Here is a 14,931-nt window from a genome sequence, read left to right on the forward strand (position 1 = left end):
ATTCTTCATCATGAAGATTACTTCCTTGATGTTCAAACACCTTTATTCATCATGCAACTTACTTCCTTGATGTTCTACACCTAAAATGGATGAGAAATACTGTTTCTTCGTTCATCATGCAGCTTAAATACTTCATTAAACTTTACTTTGCCATAAAAAAAGGCCCCAAAAAACTTAGATCTTACTCTAACTTTTGGGAGCCATTACCCTTGAGCCAAAAACTATGGCTCAAAGCTTGTCAGCATGGTATATGCAGCAAAGAACACACTGCACTCTTTTTGTGACTATTACCACCATCAAATAGTGGAGAACCAGCTGCTGAACAGTCTACCTTTTCTGTTTCATCGTCAAATAACTATGGTATACCGCTGAAAAAATTGCAAAACAGATACCTGCAATGGGAAAAATGATCCATGCTGTTCCCCAAGCATCAAATAGAAAACCGGATATGACATAGATTCCACCTGCTATGGGAAATACGATCCCCGCAATATTTTCAGAAGTTTTTTCTACTTTTAATTTTTCAGGAGTGTAGTCTCCTTCTGCAAGCAGCCTTTCATAGGTAGCATACTGAATGCCGTAGAAAACAAACAGAAACACTCCAGCAGCTACAAAACTCAGCAAGAAAACAACCGCTAACCCATTTTCATCTCCTAAAAAAAGAGTAGCAATCAATAAGGATACCGGAGCTAAAATACATAAGACGACTCCTGAAGCAATTGCTTTGGCAAATCTAGGCTGAAACTCCGTCTTCTCTCTTTGCAAATAGTTCCGAATGGATCGTTCCAATGTGATCGAACGGTATTCCAGTTTATATTGGTCTTCTTTCATTCCTAACACAATAAACATCCCCACTGCAACGGCGATCATCAAGAAAAAAGGAATCAAAGATAGAACGCTCATGGTATCTTCAGATATAAACTGAAGGAAGGGAACCAAATGATATATCCCTTGTAAAAGCAGCAATATAGCCGGAGCTAAGATACATAGGAAAACGCCTAAAGCAATTCCCATCGCAAATTTGGTACGATGATTTAAGAATGCGTCTGCTTCTTCTTCCGAAAAGTAAATCACATCATTATTTTCATCTTCCTGTTCCAATTCGTACTCCTCTATGATCTCATCAATATTCCCAAAGTCAGCCAGAACTGTTCCAATAGCCTCATTTTCACTCCGACCCGACTCTTTCAATTCAAAATATTTATCTTCCATATTGCTGAGCATTTCTTCTTTTAGTCTCATCATTTCAGGAGTCCTTGGCAAATTGACAAAAACCGACTCTACATAATTTTGTATCGTATCCATTACTTTTTCTCCTCCTTAATAAACCTTTGAATGATGGTCTGAACTGCTTCCCATTCCACCAGTTTTTCAAAATATTCTTCGATACCAAGAGGGGTGATTTTGTAATACGTGCGCGGCTTTCCTTTTGTTTCGGATTTAGAATAAGACTGAATCAACGCTTGCTTTTCCAGACGATTAAACGCAGAATACAACGTCGTTTCTTTCATCATATATTCACCATCGGTCTTCTCTTTTATCAAATTTGAGATTTGATAACCATAATTATCCTCCTTCATCAAAATAGACAAAATAATCAAACTATTAAATCCCCGCATGACATCACTTGTAACCAAAACCTCACCTCATTTACTTCATCTGTCGTAGTAATTAAAGTATATCATGATTACTACGACAGGTATAGTAAAAAGGGTCAGCAAATAAAAAAACTTTCACTATAGAATCTGGTGGAGTTGAAACTTTAAGTACGATACAATTGATTCATCTGATAGGAACTGTCCTTAATACATGGAACTTTTCCTTCTAACTAAAAGGAGCGGCTATTATGACAAAATTATTTATGTTGCATGGTGTAAACCATAATTTATTCGGGAAACGTGATCCAAAACAGTATGGCATGACTACCCTTGATGAAATCAATGAAAATATTCAAGAATTAGCGAACGAGTTAAGTATTGAAGTCGAAACTTTCCAAACAAACCATGAAGGCGAAATGGTGGAAAAAATACACGAAGCCTTTTTGACCGGAGCTGACGGAGTGGTCCTGAACGCTGGTGCTTGGACACATTACAGCTACGCTATCCGTGATGCATTAGATGTATTGACTGTCCCTATCGTAGAAATACATATGTCCAATATTCATTCTCGCGAAGAATTCCGTAAAAAATCCGTCTTTTCCGATATCGTAACAGGACAGATTTCGGGCTTTGGAGCAGAAAGTTATCTTTTGGGTATCCGAGCAGCTGTTGCAGCTGCTCAAAAATAGACCCCTTATTTTTGAGTACCTGAGACAGGCTACTGATAAAGTTCGTTGCTTTATCAAAACTATTCGTCAAAAAAGGAGGACTGTCTCGAAAATGAGACAATCCTCCTTTTTTGTTTACGGCATACTTTCTACAATGAATTGGATAAACGCTGAGATGACGATCCAGCCAATCGACAGCAAGGAGAGGCAAAAAATACTGAGTAAGATCATTTTGCTCTTCTTTTCAGCGGGAATACTAAAAACGGAAAAGGCAACCATAAATAACCCTAAACAACTGGTAAGCAACGTTAAACTAATGGCTATGTTCCCATAATCCCCCAACTGTGTTTGCATCACTAAAAAGATAAACGTTACCGCTTGGATCCCTAAAAAAATTTCTTGAGTCCATCTTGTTCTTATTTTAATCATCCAGCATTCTAACTCCCTGTAACTATCCTTTTAATTCAAATGTGAACTCAAATCAATAATTCGATCTACTGATTCATTCAAGTATTGAATAGTGTCATCTAAGGGTTTTGAAGTAGTGATATCTACTCCGGCAACAGCTGCAGCTTCAGCAGATGTGTATTGATCTCCTAATGCTAAGAATTTCAACCAATCTTGGACAGCACTCTCTCCCTCTTCTTTGACACGCAAGAAGGCTTGAGTAGCAATTGTCAATCCTGCTGAGTAAGTGTATGAATACAAGCCCATGTAATAGTGGACTTGACGCATCCAAGTCAATTCTGCTCCTGGATTGATTTCTACTGCATCTCCCCAGAATCGTTCCAATACAGAACGCTTGATATCACTCAATTTGGCTGCATCAAAGCTCTTTCCTGCATCGATCAATTCGTATACTTCGCGTTGGTAAGCAGCTTCCAGCAAATGAGTGATAAAGTTGTGGAAATAGGTGTTCGTCAGCATTTTAGTCAATACAAAACGATCCATACGATCATCATCGCTCTTGCGTTGCAAGGATTCTGTCAGCAACAATTCATTAAAAGTAGATGGCGCTTCAATCAAATACAATGAAGGATCTGCTCCTAAAATCGAATTGTTTTCAGCAGACAACATCCCTTGTCCAGCATGTCCCAATTCGTGAATCAACGTGTAAGCATCTGATAATTGGTTGGTCCAAGACATCAAAATGAAAGGGTGCTTTTTGTAAGGTGAAGAACAGAATCCACCCGTAGACTTCCCTTTATTTTGCACAAAATCTACCCAGCGTTCTGGATAAGCTTTCATGATACGATTAACATAGTCTTCCCCTAGAACACTGATGGAATCTTCGATCAATTCTTTAGACTTTTCAACAGTTACTTCCACAGAATACTCGGGGTCTAAATCAATTTTCAAATCGGCATAAGTCATTTTATCTAAGCCGCGTACTTCTTTGACATGAGTGATGTATTTTTGCATGACAGGCGCTAAGTCGTTCATGATAGTATCGATTTGGCGATTGTATAAATCGCGGTCGACTTCTTGATCATACAATAAATAGTCAATCACAGAATCAAAACCGCGCATCGAAGCCATTGTTTTTTCTTTTTGAACTTCTGTGTAATACGTTGTCGCGATAGTATTTTGGTATTGGCTCAATACTTGCGAGAATTTATCAAATGCAGCACGGCGAATAGCTGTGTCATCATGGTACATATAGTAATCTTCGTATAACACAAAACTTAATGGATACTCTTTCCCTTCTACAGTGAAAGAACCAAAGTCCATATCGGCCAATCGCGCTTGTTCGTAAATTTCACTTGGTGCATTTAACGTTGGCGACAATTGAGCCAACGCTTTTTCTACAGCGGGATCCAATTGAATGTTTTTGTCTGCTTTAATATGGCGAATAAATGAAGCCAATCGAGGTATTTCTGCAACAACTTCATCTAACACATTCGTTGGTGCCAGTTTTAATTCAGAATCAAAAAAGGCTAATTTAGCTCCGATTTCTGCAAATAAGTTGTCTGTCGACCGAGACAACTGCACATACTCTGGATTCGTTAAATCAGTAGTTGCCGGCAAAAATGCATAGTGATTAGTATATGCAGCTGTTTCTTGAATCTGTTCATACTCTTTTAAAGCCTTCACTATAGTGTCAGTATCCGTCAGTTTGCCTTCATAATCTTGGACAAATTTATCTACTGCTGCTTTTAATTTTTCAATTGCTGTTTCAAAATCTTCTTTTGTTTCATATAATGCACTGATGTCCCAAGTCAATTCTTCTTGCACATCTGCACGATTTTTCAGTTCTTCTTGTGCCATTCCGTCTACTCCTTTTTCTGCCTTCTCATTAAGATGAGAAGTTTTTCATTTACTGCTTACAGTATACCACTTACTTTTAGAAGTAAAACCCTTTCTGGTGAAATTTGTACTCGTTTTTTCTTTGCATAACAAATGATATCTTTTTACATTTTTATCCCACTAGTGCTACACTCAGCTTGAACACCATCGTTTAATTTCATCCGATTACTATATCCCATTCTCTGTTCTTACTCATGCCTATTTATTAAGGAGGATGATTCAATGAATTCTCAAGGAACCAAAGATTCCCTACCTTTTCCTAAATCTTTTTGGACAGCTCAGCAAGCTACTCCTCAATTTCCAGCCTTAGAAGAAAATCATACTACTGAAATCGGTATTGTCGGTGCTGGGATAGTCGGCATTATCAGCGCATATCTGTTAGCAAAGTCTGGCAAGAAAGTTGTCCTCATTGAAGCTGATCGTTTAATCAGCGGGGTAACTGGACATACAACTGCAAAAATTACCGCTCAGCATAGCTTGATTTATGATGACTTGATTCAGACCTTTGGCAAAGAAAAAGCTAAACTTTATTATGAAGCAAATATTGATGGTTTGCATTTTATCCAACAACTCATCGAAGAGCTGCAGATTGATTGTGCTTATGAAACAAAAGATGCTTTTGTATACGCAGAAACGGATAAGGGTCAAAAAAAACTGGAAAAGGAAGCTGAAGCTTACCAGACTTTAGGGATTAAAGGAGCATTAACCAAAGATAAAGCAGACTTGCCTTTCCCTATCAAAGAAGCATTAGTGATGTACGACCAAGCTCAATTTGATCCGGTTCGTTTTTTAACGGTGTTGGTCCAAGAAATTGTGCGCTTAGGCGGACAAATTTATGAACACACGCGTGCTGTAGAAGTCATTAAAGAAAAGACACCTATGATTTTAACCGAAAACAACTCTCTTATACTCTGTCAAAAAGTTATTCTGGCCACTCATTACCCAATCAATGATGCAGACGGCTTATATTTTACGCGCCTCTCCATCCATCGTTCTTACGCGATGGTGATGCGCACTGCTAGTAAAATTCCTGAAGGCATGTACATCAACGCAGAACAGCCGACGCGTTCGATCCGTTCTGTTCAAGGCGCTGACGGTATCCCTCTTTTATTGATTGGCGGTGAAGGACATCAAACCGGTAAAAGCTCCAGCAAAACGATTTTTCATTACCAAGATTTGGACGCTTTTGGCAAAAAGTATTTTGCTGCGCAAAGCCCTCTTCATCTTTGGTCTAGTCAAGATCTGCAAACACTAGATAAACTCCCTTATATTGGACAGATGACGAAGCAAACCGAGGCTGTATTAGTAGCTACAGGATTCAATAAATGGGGCATGTCTGCAGGAGCTATGGCCGGAAAACTGTTAGCAGACTCTATTTTAGGTACAGAAAACAGTTATGCTTCTCTTTTTGACCCTACTCGTAAAAAATTGAAACTTAGCGATACTCAAACCTTCTTGAAAAAGAATTCAGCTGTCGCAAAAGATTTTGTTACCGGCAAATTAAAACGTCCGGATAAAAATTTAGAAGACCTTTTACTAGATGAAGGCGGCCTAGTTCATGTACATGGAAAGAAAGTGGGCGCCTATCGAGATAAACAAGGTCAGCTGCATCAAACCGTTCCAGTCTGCACTCACTTAGGCTGCAACCTTGATTGGAATGATGCAGAACGTTCATGGGATTGCGCTTGTCATGGTTCGCGCTTTTCTTATAACGGAGCTGTCTTAGATGGGCCAGCTGTAAAACCGTTAGAACACCCCGATTCGCAAATGTAAACCATATCAGTGAATGATTTTTGGACTGTCTTGATTCGAGACAGTCCTTTATGGGTAATTCCCCTTATATGATGACTATTTTGTGAAAAAAATTCATATTCTAACAAACCTGACGGCTATCCTTATTGAAAATGATAAGCATTTATTTTAAAATGAAATCAACCACTTATTGTGAATAACGTAACGAATGAGTATATCATTCTAATTTGAAAGGTTGAAAACAATGAAAAAAATCAATCTCAATGAAACGGTCTATCAATTAATTCAACAATACCCTGAGTTAAAAGGTATTTTGGTCCAACTAGGATTTACTCCTCTACAAAATGACGGCTTATTGAATACAGTTGGTCGAATGATGCCTTTAAATAAAGGTGCGGAACAAATCGGTTTAAATCATGCTGACTTGATTGCTCAATTGGAAGAACATGGTTTTAGTGTTGAGGAGATTGCCTAATGACAGAAAATCCCCATAAAGGAAAAAGAGCCCTTGAATTAGAACAGAGGCAATCTATTTTGAAAGATTTGCTTTTAAGATTGCATGCTGGCGAAGACAAAGATTTGGTAAAGAAAGATTTTGAAGAACATTTTTCTGGTATCAGTGCCTTTGAAATCTCGGTTATGGAACGCAGATTGCTTGGGGAAGGTGTTGTCGTAGAAGATATTCAAAAATTATGCAATATCCATGCTTCTATGTTTATCGGAACCATCAACAATCCAGAAAATCAATCAGATGAATTTAAGAAACCTGGGCATCCCATCCATGTCCTAAAACAAGAAAATTTAGCGATCGAAAGCAGTTTGGATCGCATTCGTCGTTTACTGGAAGCGTATCTTCTGCAACCAGAAGCAGAGATTAAAGACGGGTTATTGAAGCAACTGTCTATTCTTTGGCAGTTTGACAATCATTATGCGCGTAAGGAAAACTCTCTGTTTCCGATTATGGAGCGTTACGGTATCACAGCTCCTCCTAAAGTCATGTGGGGAGTAGACGACGAAATTCGCGCTCTATTTAAACAAGTGAAACAGTCACTTGAACAAGATCAACTAGATCATTTGCAAGAAGAATTCGCGTCCTTAAAATACGAGTTGGAAGAAATGATTGTCAAAGAAGAAGAAATTTTGATTCCTATGATTACAGATGTCTTTAATGAAGATGATTGGATCAAAATCAATGACGAATCAGATGAAATCGGCTATTGCATTGTTCGTCCAGAATCTAAATGGGTTCCTGAGCGGACTACATTTGAAGATATAGAAGATTCAGAAGTCGAAACAAGTGAAAAAGACACCAATATTCACTTTAAAGTTGGACATTTGACACCGAATGAATTGGAAAAAATGCTGAACTTGCTTCCGCTTGAATTATCTTTTGTAGATGCTAATGATACGGTGAAATACTTTAATGTCGGTACCGGCAGAAAGCTTTTTCCGCGTACTAAAAACGCTATCGGGCGACAAGTAGAAAATTGTCATCCTCCTAAAAGCCAACCTATCGTAAAACAATTAATAGCTGACTTCAAAACTGGTACAAAGGATTCAGAGACACTCTGGTTCCATGCTCGAGGCGAATTCGTTATGGTCACCTACACAGCTGTCAGAGATGAAGACGGTACTTACATGGGGACTTTAGAATACGTCCAGCCTATTCAATCGATTATTGACTTAGACGGAACAGAACGAAGAACTATTGAAGATTAAAGAGCTGGGAACACGGCATACAGCTTACCGAAAAAACTTGAACGACTAGAGCTAGATGCTCCTCATCTAACTCTAGTCGTTTTGCTTTTAGGGGCGTGCACTTCTTAGTACGATGCGTCTAAAAAAGTAACCAGCAAGGTATTTAGCCTAAAATAAGTTGGAACAAAAGCAACTAGTTTCCTTCTCACTGCAAAATGACACATTAAAGACTCTTTATTAGTCAAGTGAAACCTGTTTTACCACTCACTTGACTAATAAACTCATTTTATTCCTCAAGTGACGAGTCATTCTGCCCTCACTCAACTAGTAAACCTGTTTTATTCTTCAAGTGACAGTCAATTTAATGCTCACTTGATCCGTAAACGGATGGATTTAACAAAAGTAAACCAATAAAAAAAGTACACCCCTGCTACTGATCATTTTCAGTAACAGAGGTGTACTTTTCGAACCTCTTTATCTATCAATCTTATCAACCACAATAGAAGGAATCGTTATTTCTCCTCCCATGGTAGATTCATATGTTAAAAGCCCCATTGAAATACCAGAAAGTGTTACATAATCATCTTCTAATAAACGATTATTATTAGTTAAATCAGACGAAATTTCAGCATAAATAATTTTATCGTAATCATCATCCACAGCAAATCTAATTTGAGTCGTGCCCTCTCCTTCCATTACTTGCACAACTTTACCTGAGAACTTCACTTTTGTATAAAAATAATCATCTGGTGTCCGAGCTAATTGATCAAAAGTTATTCCTGTTTCATATCCTTTAGCTTCTTCAGCCTCTATTCTTGCTAGTTCATCTTCTTCTTCTTGTTTTTTCTTCGCTGCTTCTGCTTCTGCTTTTGCTTTCTTTTCTTCTGCTGCAGCTTTTTCTTCCGCTTCTTTTTTAGCTTTTTCTTCTGCTTCTTTCTTTTTTAACTCAGCATTTTTTGCATCTGCTTCTGCTTTTTTTGCGTCTGCTTCCGATTTTTCTAGTTCTTCATAGGGAGTCATTTTTTCTTTATATGCTTCATACTCCGTTTTTAATAGACTTAATTTTTTATTATTTGCTTCTAATTCGTTATTTTCTGACTCTAATACATTGTAAGAAGCATTCTTACTATTAATTTTCTTTTGTAAATCTGAAATCTGCACACTCAACTCATCTTGACGTGCATTAGCAGAATCAATTGTCACGATAAAAGAGAGAATAAAAAATACAATTAGAACTGCTGCACTTATTTTCATTCTCTTTTTTAATTGTGCCTTCTTTTCGTCTAGCATATTCTTTGATGCTTTTTTAGTTATTTCTCCTAAATAACTAAAAATTCGATGAGCTATTTTTTTTACTTTATCTACCATAATTCTCCACTCCTCCTGATAACAAACGTTTTCATAACGTATATAATTATACCTTTAAAAATAGTTTTTGTTCTAAATTTAAATCATTTTTTTAGTAGAACTTTCTAATTACGCTTACCATTGACACATTTCATTCAAACCTATATTTAACTCTAAAGAAGCTATTTCATCATGTTTTCTTCTCTTTTTATCCGTTCTTTCAACAAACTCAATTCCTCAAAATTATAAGAAAACTGTCTACTCAACTTGATTAAAAAGAAAAAAGCTCTTCGTACAGATGTCAGAGATGACAATGGTACTTACATGAGACTTGGTTTATCCGAATCAGACCCTTCTGCTTACTTACTTTTTATGCTATAATTATTTCTTACAAGGACGTTTTCATAGGAGCCGTTTTCTTATTCTCTTGCATGTAGCTTTTCTGTCGTTTAACTTTCCTTTTTTACAAGAGAAGAACGATAATTATTTTCTATTGAGTAAAGTCCGTTTCTTAGAAAACACTACAGAAGGAGACCATAAGTATATGAAAAAAACTTTCACATTAACAACCTTATTATCGCTTGCCACATTAGCTGTTTTAAGTGCTTGCAGCAACGGTTCCAATCAAGATCAACCAGCTTCTCAAGATGCCGAACAAGTCTTGAATTTAGCTGCTGAATCGGAAATGGACACCATGGATACCACTCTTTCCACAACAAACTTCACTCCGATGAACAATGTTTTTGAGGGATTGACTGCGTATGATCTTGAAGGCAAGATCGTTCCTGCAAATGCAGCAGAGCTTCCTGAAGTATCTGAAGATGGACTGACCTACACATTCAATATACGAGAGGATGCAAATTGGTCGAGCGGAACACCTGTCACTGCAGACGATTACGTGTTTGCTTGGCAACGGATGGTCGATCCCAATAATGGCTCAGGATATGCCTACCTATTCTCCGGTATCATCAAGAATGCCGAATCCATTTTGAATGATGGAACTGATGTTAGTGAATTAGGCGTTACAGCCATCGATGAAAAAACATTAGAAGTAACGTTAGAACAACCGGTTCCTTACTTCCTTGATTTATTGACTATTCCTAGTTACTTCCCACAAAATCGGGAGTTTGTGACGGAGCAAGGAGACAATTATGGGTTGAGCGCTGATGAGACGATCTATAATGGTCCTTTCGTCCTTTCAGACTGGAGCGCTGCAGAAGGCGATTCTTGGAAATATGTGAAAAATGACGAATATTGGGATAAAGACTCCGTTAAACTAGATGAAATCACTAACCAAGTGGTAAAAGAAGTGGGAACGGGCATCAACTTATTTGAATCCGGAGAACTGGACAGTATCGATATTTCCGGTAATTTTGTTCCTCAATACAAGGATGATGCCAATTTTAAAACGAACAGCAAAGCATGGATCTATTATATTGAAATGAATCATGATGTGCCAGAATTGCAAAACGAGAATATCCGCAAAGCTATATCTCTAGCAATCAATCGCGAAGCATTCACGAACAATGTTCTGCAAGACGGCTCTCAACCGATTTATGGTCACGTGCCTTATGGACTAGCCAAAAACCCTGAAACCGGTGCTGATTTTCGTACTGATGCCGGAAACCCTGTAGAATACAATGTTGAAGAAGCTCAAGCAGCTTGGCAAGCCGGCTTAGACGAACTAGGCATTCAAACAATGACGTTTGAGTTGATTACTTCGGATACTGAAGACAGCAAACGATTAGCAGAATTCCTTCAAAGTGAATTGCAAACCAACTTAGAAGGTTTGACCATCGACATTCGTCAAATGCCGGACAACTCGCGTCTGGATAGTGTCAAATCTGGAAATTATGAATTAGCTACGACTTATTGGTTGGCAGATTTCGCTGATCCTATCAACTTTATTGAACGCTTTGATACAGATATCAACCGCGGAAACTACTCGTTCCCTGAAATTGATGAACTGGTTGAAAAAAGCACGCAACAATTCGATGATAAACTGGCTCGATGGAACACAATGATCGAGATCGAACAAGTTGCTTTAGGCGAACATTATGTAGATGCTCCAATCTACCAAACTGCAGAAGCGTATTTGGAAAAGCCATATGTCAAAGACATCTTCCGACCAACTTTTGGAAGCCGCAGCTTCAAGTATGCTTACATTGACGGTTCAAAAGAATAACTTATAAAAAACAACAGCGTTGATCGAGTTTCAAACACGATCAACGCTGTTGTTTTAGTTTACAACATTTTCTTCCTAATTGATTTTCCCCTGCAACGAGCCCAATTCCTCAAAATTTTGTGAAAATTGACGGCTTAATTTGCGGTACAATGGAAAAATTTCTTTATACACAGCACTTTCATGTGTGTTTGGCTTATGCAGTACCTGAAAGCCAATCATCATACTAGCGCCCTTTCGAGCGCCGTTGGTTCCATCGTGTCGTATCTATAAGTTGGTAATTCTTATTTAGCAAGTTTAAATCGAACTTGTACCCCCATTTTGTCTAAATCAGTCAATCTTATTTCCATTCTTCAACAAAAAACGACGAGAAAAGAATAGTTTTTCTTTTCTCGCCGACTTCATAATCATTTACTTATTCTAATTCTGGCCAGTATTCTTTGTTTGCTTCTATCATATCATCTAATATTTCTTTTGCCACAGCTGCATTTGGAACAATTTTAGAAGTAGCAAATGCTTGCCATAGTTTTTGATAAGATTTTTCAATCCAAGCTTCAACAACTAATTTTTCAACAGCAACTTGCTGTTCCATTAAACCTTTTTGAAATCTAGGAATTTCTCCTTGTGTTAGTGGTTCAGGGCCATTCGATCCTACTATACAAGGAATTTCTACCATAGCTGAGGGGTCAAAGTTTACAATTGAACCATTATTAGGAACAATCAACAACATTCTTTCATGTGTGTTATATGCAATAGCTCTAGTTAAGTCAACAATATAAGAAGCATGATCCCCAATATGAAAATTAGTATCTTTAGCTGTCTTCATATCTGTAATACGCATACATTCTCCGAAGACACGTTTTTCTCTTCCGTCAATTACCTCATTGGCTCTTGTGTAATTTAAATCAGAATGTTCCGCAGCTTCATCTGGGAAAAAGTAATATTTAAGATAAGTGTTTGGTAACGTGTTTGGATCTAATTCGTAAACATCTTTTGCTTTTCTGAAAGTATACATCCAGCTTGGGTCATTTTCTTTAGGATCACTTCCTAAAGCTTCTAAACTATAACCATTTTGAGAAATGTATTCTTTTAATTTAGGCATCAAATCATGGCCATCTTTATCACGAATATCTGTCCACCAGCCAAAATGATTCAACCCATAATAACGAACACTCATATCTTTTCTAGAATTTAATCCTAAAATTTTTGCCATTCTGCTTTCTAAACCAATTGGCATGTCGCAAATGTTCAAAATTTTAGCATTTGGTCTTAATCTTCTTGTTGCTTCTGCCACAATTGCTGCTGGGTTAGAGTAGTTTAACATCCAAGCATCTGGTGAATATTTTTCCATATAGTCTACTAACTCAAGTACCCCTCCAATTGAGCGCATCCCATAAGCGATCCCACCTGGTCCACAAGTTTCTTGTCCAATGACACCGTATTTCAAAGGGATTTTTTCATCTTGTTCTCTCATTTCATAAAGACCTACTCGAATATGTGCCATAACAAAATCAACATCGGTAAAAGCCTCTTTTGGATCCGTTGTTGCCACATATTCAATATCAGGAGCTTTTTCTTTTAAAATAATTTCTACTGCATCTGCTACTATTTTTTGTCTTTCAGCATTGTTATCGTATATTTTTAATTTTCGGATTGGTAATGTATCTGTATTATCTAATAACATTAAAATGATTTCAGGAGTATAAGTGCTTCCCCCTCCTGCAATAACAATAGATTGAGGTTTTAAATTTTTAGCCATTTGTATATCTTTCCTTTCTTATTAACTGATTGCTTTATTTATAACATCTCCTGATAACCCTTACAATATAACTAGCTGATTTAGGGAACAAACACCCTTTTTCGAAAATGCTCCCAAATTTAGGGAATATTCCCTGTACATTTTTTCATGACTTATTACTGTGTTATTCCTGGTTCAAAAGTAAATTATCTACTTGGTCTCTCACTTGAGGTACATCTAGTCCTACAATGACTTGTATAGAATTTCCCTTTTTGACTAGTCCATGCGCTCCTACTTCTTTAAAATCAGAATCTGAAGCAAGTAAACTAGTATCTTTTACTTTTACTCTTAAACGAGTAGCACAATTAGTTACACTTTCAATATTATCTCTGCCACCAAGAGCTTCTAGATATTGCATTGCTTGAGGCGTATATTGATTAGCTCCTTCAACTGATGGTACGGATGCTGTCTTTCCTGCTTTTCCATTCGCCATTTTATCTTTAAATTCTTTTTTAGAGTACATTTTTACTTCATCATCTAGTTCTCTACCTGGAGTTTTATAATCAAATTTCAGGATAAAGTATCTGAAAGAGAAGAAATAAATTGTGCTGAATGTAAGTCCTACCCCTAGCCAAATTAAGATTTGATCCATATGATTAGCCGACATAGGGATAATGAATTGTGCTATGGAACGTATTAAACCACCACCCATATCACTTGAGAGACCTAGCATATAAGCTGTAGAAGATAATGTTGCAGCTAATACAGAATGTAACAAGAAAAGCGGCGGTGCGATAAATAAAAATGTAAATTCAATAGGTTCTGTTATTCCCGCTAAAACAGCAGTAAGAGTTACAGGTATGACTAAAGCTAAAGTTTTTTTCTTTTTATCAGAGTTAGCTGTTGCATAAAAAGCAGCAGCGATGCCAAGAGGAGCAAAAATTTTCGAATAATTGTGGAATGTAAACCCTGCTTCTGGAAACAGCTCTTTCATTGAAGCAGTGGAAGAAGCAAAAGTACTTAAATTTTCTAACCAGTAGGCTGTTGTTCCACCTTCGACAATTGCTGGTCCATAAGCAAATGGTTGATATATGAAATGATGCAACCCAGTGGGGATTAGCAATCTCTCTAGGAAGACATATAACCAAACTCCAAAGGTTCCTGAAGACGATAAGAAAGTTTGTAAGGAGCTGATTCCTCCTTGTATCATTGGCCAAATCCAACTCACTAATATAGCTATAGGAATCATCAAGAAAAAGCCAATAATAATCACTAAAGCAGAACCCTGAAAAATACCTAGCCAATCAGGTAGTTTTGTCTCAAAATAGCGATCGTGTATCCAGACTGCTATACCTGCTATAACAATAGCACCAACTATATTAGTATCTAAAGTTTTGATACCAGCAATCATGGTTAATCCGCTTTCTCCTCCTACTTCCTGAGAAAAATCTACATTAAATGTAGAACCGAAGAATTCGATCATTCCACTTACAAAAGCCTAGATAATTCATAGCTTTATGAGTTTGCGCTCTAAAACCGTATTTCTTCAACATTTGTAAAGAGTTTCTTTTTTCACCCATTTGGTGCGTGAAAAAAGAACACCTTTCTGTTAATGTAGATTTGACGAAAATACAAAACAGA

The 14,931-nt window shown here is 37.3% G+C and carries 13 protein-coding genes; 5 read left to right on the forward strand and 8 right to left on the reverse strand.

What is annotated here, in order from left to right:
- Positions 1–327: 327 nt before the first annotated feature.
- Positions 328–1,305, reverse strand: a complete 978-nt coding sequence (locus ACEN4L_RS04770; RefSeq protein WP_407096197.1) for a permease prefix domain 1-containing protein — start codon at positions 1,303–1,305, stop codon at positions 328–330.
- Positions 1,305–1,637: a PadR family transcriptional regulator gene (locus tag ACEN4L_RS04775; protein ID WP_407096198.1), complete on the reverse strand. Its 333-nt coding sequence runs from the start codon at positions 1,635–1,637 to the stop codon at positions 1,305–1,307. Before ACEN4L_RS04775 ends, ACEN4L_RS04770 begins: the two co-directional genes overlap by 1 nt.
- 209 nt (positions 1,638–1,846) lie before the next feature.
- On the opposite strand from ACEN4L_RS04775, the gene aroQ reads away from it, so the two are divergent.
- Complete coding sequence (gene aroQ, locus ACEN4L_RS04780) at positions 1,847–2,287, forward strand: type II 3-dehydroquinate dehydratase (RefSeq protein ID WP_407096199.1); 441 nt, start codon at positions 1,847–1,849, stop codon at positions 2,285–2,287.
- Between the two features lie 114 nt (positions 2,288–2,401).
- On the opposite strand, the gene ACEN4L_RS04785 is transcribed toward aroQ, so the two are convergent.
- Positions 2,402–2,695 (reverse strand): hypothetical protein, encoded by a 294-nt coding sequence (locus ACEN4L_RS04785; protein WP_407096200.1) that lies wholly within the window; start codon positions 2,693–2,695, stop codon positions 2,402–2,404.
- A 30-nt stretch (positions 2,696–2,725) separates the two neighbouring features.
- Positions 2,726–4,534, reverse strand: a complete 1,809-nt coding sequence (gene pepF / locus ACEN4L_RS04790) for an oligoendopeptidase F (protein WP_407096201.1) — start codon at positions 4,532–4,534, stop codon at positions 2,726–2,728.
- Positions 4,535–4,795: 261 nt separating this feature from the next.
- Here pepF and ACEN4L_RS04795 point away from each other — a divergent pair, with 261 nt between their 5' ends.
- From ACEN4L_RS04795 to ACEN4L_RS04805, 3 genes are all read left to right on the forward strand, one after another.
- Positions 4,796–6,346 carry an FAD-dependent oxidoreductase gene (locus ACEN4L_RS04795; protein WP_407096202.1) on the forward strand — a complete coding sequence of 517 codons (1,551 nt, stop codon included), beginning with the start codon at positions 4,796–4,798 and terminating at the stop codon, positions 6,344–6,346.
- 223 nt (positions 6,347–6,569) lie between these two features.
- A complete protein-coding gene (locus tag ACEN4L_RS04800) occupies positions 6,570–6,800 on the forward strand; it encodes a DUF1858 domain-containing protein (protein ID WP_407096203.1) in 231 nt (76 codons plus the stop codon).
- Complete coding sequence (locus tag ACEN4L_RS04805) at positions 6,800–8,044, forward strand: DUF438 domain-containing protein (RefSeq protein ID WP_407096204.1); 1,245 nt, start codon at positions 6,800–6,802, stop codon at positions 8,042–8,044. The genes ACEN4L_RS04800 and ACEN4L_RS04805 overlap by 1 nt, the downstream gene beginning before the upstream one ends.
- Before the next feature lie 453 nt (positions 8,045–8,497).
- Here the strand turns inward: ACEN4L_RS04805 and ACEN4L_RS04810 are convergent, their stop codons facing one another.
- Positions 8,498–9,391 (reverse strand): hypothetical protein, encoded by an 894-nt coding sequence (locus ACEN4L_RS04810; protein WP_407096205.1) that lies wholly within the window; start codon positions 9,389–9,391, stop codon positions 8,498–8,500.
- A gap of 523 nt (positions 9,392–9,914) precedes the next feature.
- Between ACEN4L_RS04810 and ACEN4L_RS04815 the strand changes: the two genes are divergently transcribed.
- Entirely contained in the window at positions 9,915–11,555 is a 1,641-nt protein-coding gene (locus tag ACEN4L_RS04815; RefSeq protein ID WP_407096206.1) for a peptide ABC transporter substrate-binding protein, read from the forward strand.
- A 75-nt stretch (positions 11,556–11,630) separates the two neighbouring features.
- Here the strand turns inward: ACEN4L_RS04815 and ACEN4L_RS04820 are convergent, their stop codons facing one another.
- From ACEN4L_RS04820 to ACEN4L_RS04830, 3 genes are all read right to left on the reverse strand, one after another.
- A complete protein-coding gene (locus ACEN4L_RS04820; RefSeq protein ID WP_407096207.1) occupies positions 11,631–11,774 on the reverse strand; it encodes a hypothetical protein in 144 nt (47 codons plus the stop codon).
- Between the two features lie 193 nt (positions 11,775–11,967).
- On the reverse strand, positions 11,968–13,311 hold the full coding sequence (locus ACEN4L_RS04825) for a 6-phospho-alpha-glucosidase (RefSeq protein WP_407096208.1): 1,344 nt from the start codon (positions 13,309–13,311) through the stop codon (positions 11,968–11,970).
- A gap of 163 nt (positions 13,312–13,474) precedes the next feature.
- Positions 13,475–14,773, reverse strand: a complete 1,299-nt coding sequence (locus ACEN4L_RS04830) for a PTS transporter subunit EIIC (protein WP_407096209.1) — start codon at positions 14,771–14,773, stop codon at positions 13,475–13,477.
- Between the last annotated feature and the right edge of the window lie 158 nt (positions 14,774–14,931).

The sequence above is a fragment of the Desemzia sp. FAM 23988 genome, from assembly GCF_045528365.1.
In the GTDB taxonomy this organism is placed as follows: domain Bacteria; phylum Bacillota; class Bacilli; order Lactobacillales; family Carnobacteriaceae; genus Desemzia.

Excerpts from the sequence above, each read along its gene's own strand:
- ACEN4L_RS04770 (WP_407096197.1), bottom strand. The coding sequence starts at position 1,305 with ATGGATACGATACAAAATTATGTAGAGTCGGTTTTTGTCAATTTGCCA.
- aroQ (WP_407096199.1), top strand. The coding sequence starts at position 1,847 with ATGACAAAATTATTTATGTTGCATGGTGTAAACCATAATTTATTCGGG.
- ACEN4L_RS04785 (WP_407096200.1), bottom strand. The coding sequence starts at position 2,695 with ATGATTAAAATAAGAACAAGATGGACTCAAGAAATTTTTTTAGGGATC.
- pepF (WP_407096201.1), bottom strand. The coding sequence starts at position 4,534 with ATGGCACAAGAAGAACTGAAAAATCGTGCAGATGTGCAAGAAGAATTG.
- ACEN4L_RS04795 (WP_407096202.1), top strand. The coding sequence starts at position 4,796 with ATGAATTCTCAAGGAACCAAAGATTCCCTACCTTTTCCTAAATCTTTT.
- ACEN4L_RS04800 (WP_407096203.1), top strand. The coding sequence starts at position 6,570 with ATGAAAAAAATCAATCTCAATGAAACGGTCTATCAATTAATTCAACAA.
- ACEN4L_RS04805 (WP_407096204.1), top strand. The coding sequence starts at position 6,800 with ATGACAGAAAATCCCCATAAAGGAAAAAGAGCCCTTGAATTAGAACAG.
- ACEN4L_RS04810 (WP_407096205.1), bottom strand. The coding sequence starts at position 9,391 with ATGGTAGATAAAGTAAAAAAAATAGCTCATCGAATTTTTAGTTATTTA.
- ACEN4L_RS04815 (WP_407096206.1), top strand. The coding sequence starts at position 9,915 with ATGAAAAAAACTTTCACATTAACAACCTTATTATCGCTTGCCACATTA.
- ACEN4L_RS04820 (WP_407096207.1), bottom strand. The coding sequence starts at position 11,774 with ATGATTGGCTTTCAGGTACTGCATAAGCCAAACACACATGAAAGTGCT.
- ACEN4L_RS04825 (WP_407096208.1), bottom strand. The coding sequence starts at position 13,311 with ATGGCTAAAAATTTAAAACCTCAATCTATTGTTATTGCAGGAGGGGGA.
- ACEN4L_RS04830 (WP_407096209.1), bottom strand. The coding sequence starts at position 14,773 with ATGATCGAATTCTTCGGTTCTACATTTAATGTAGATTTTTCTCAGGAA.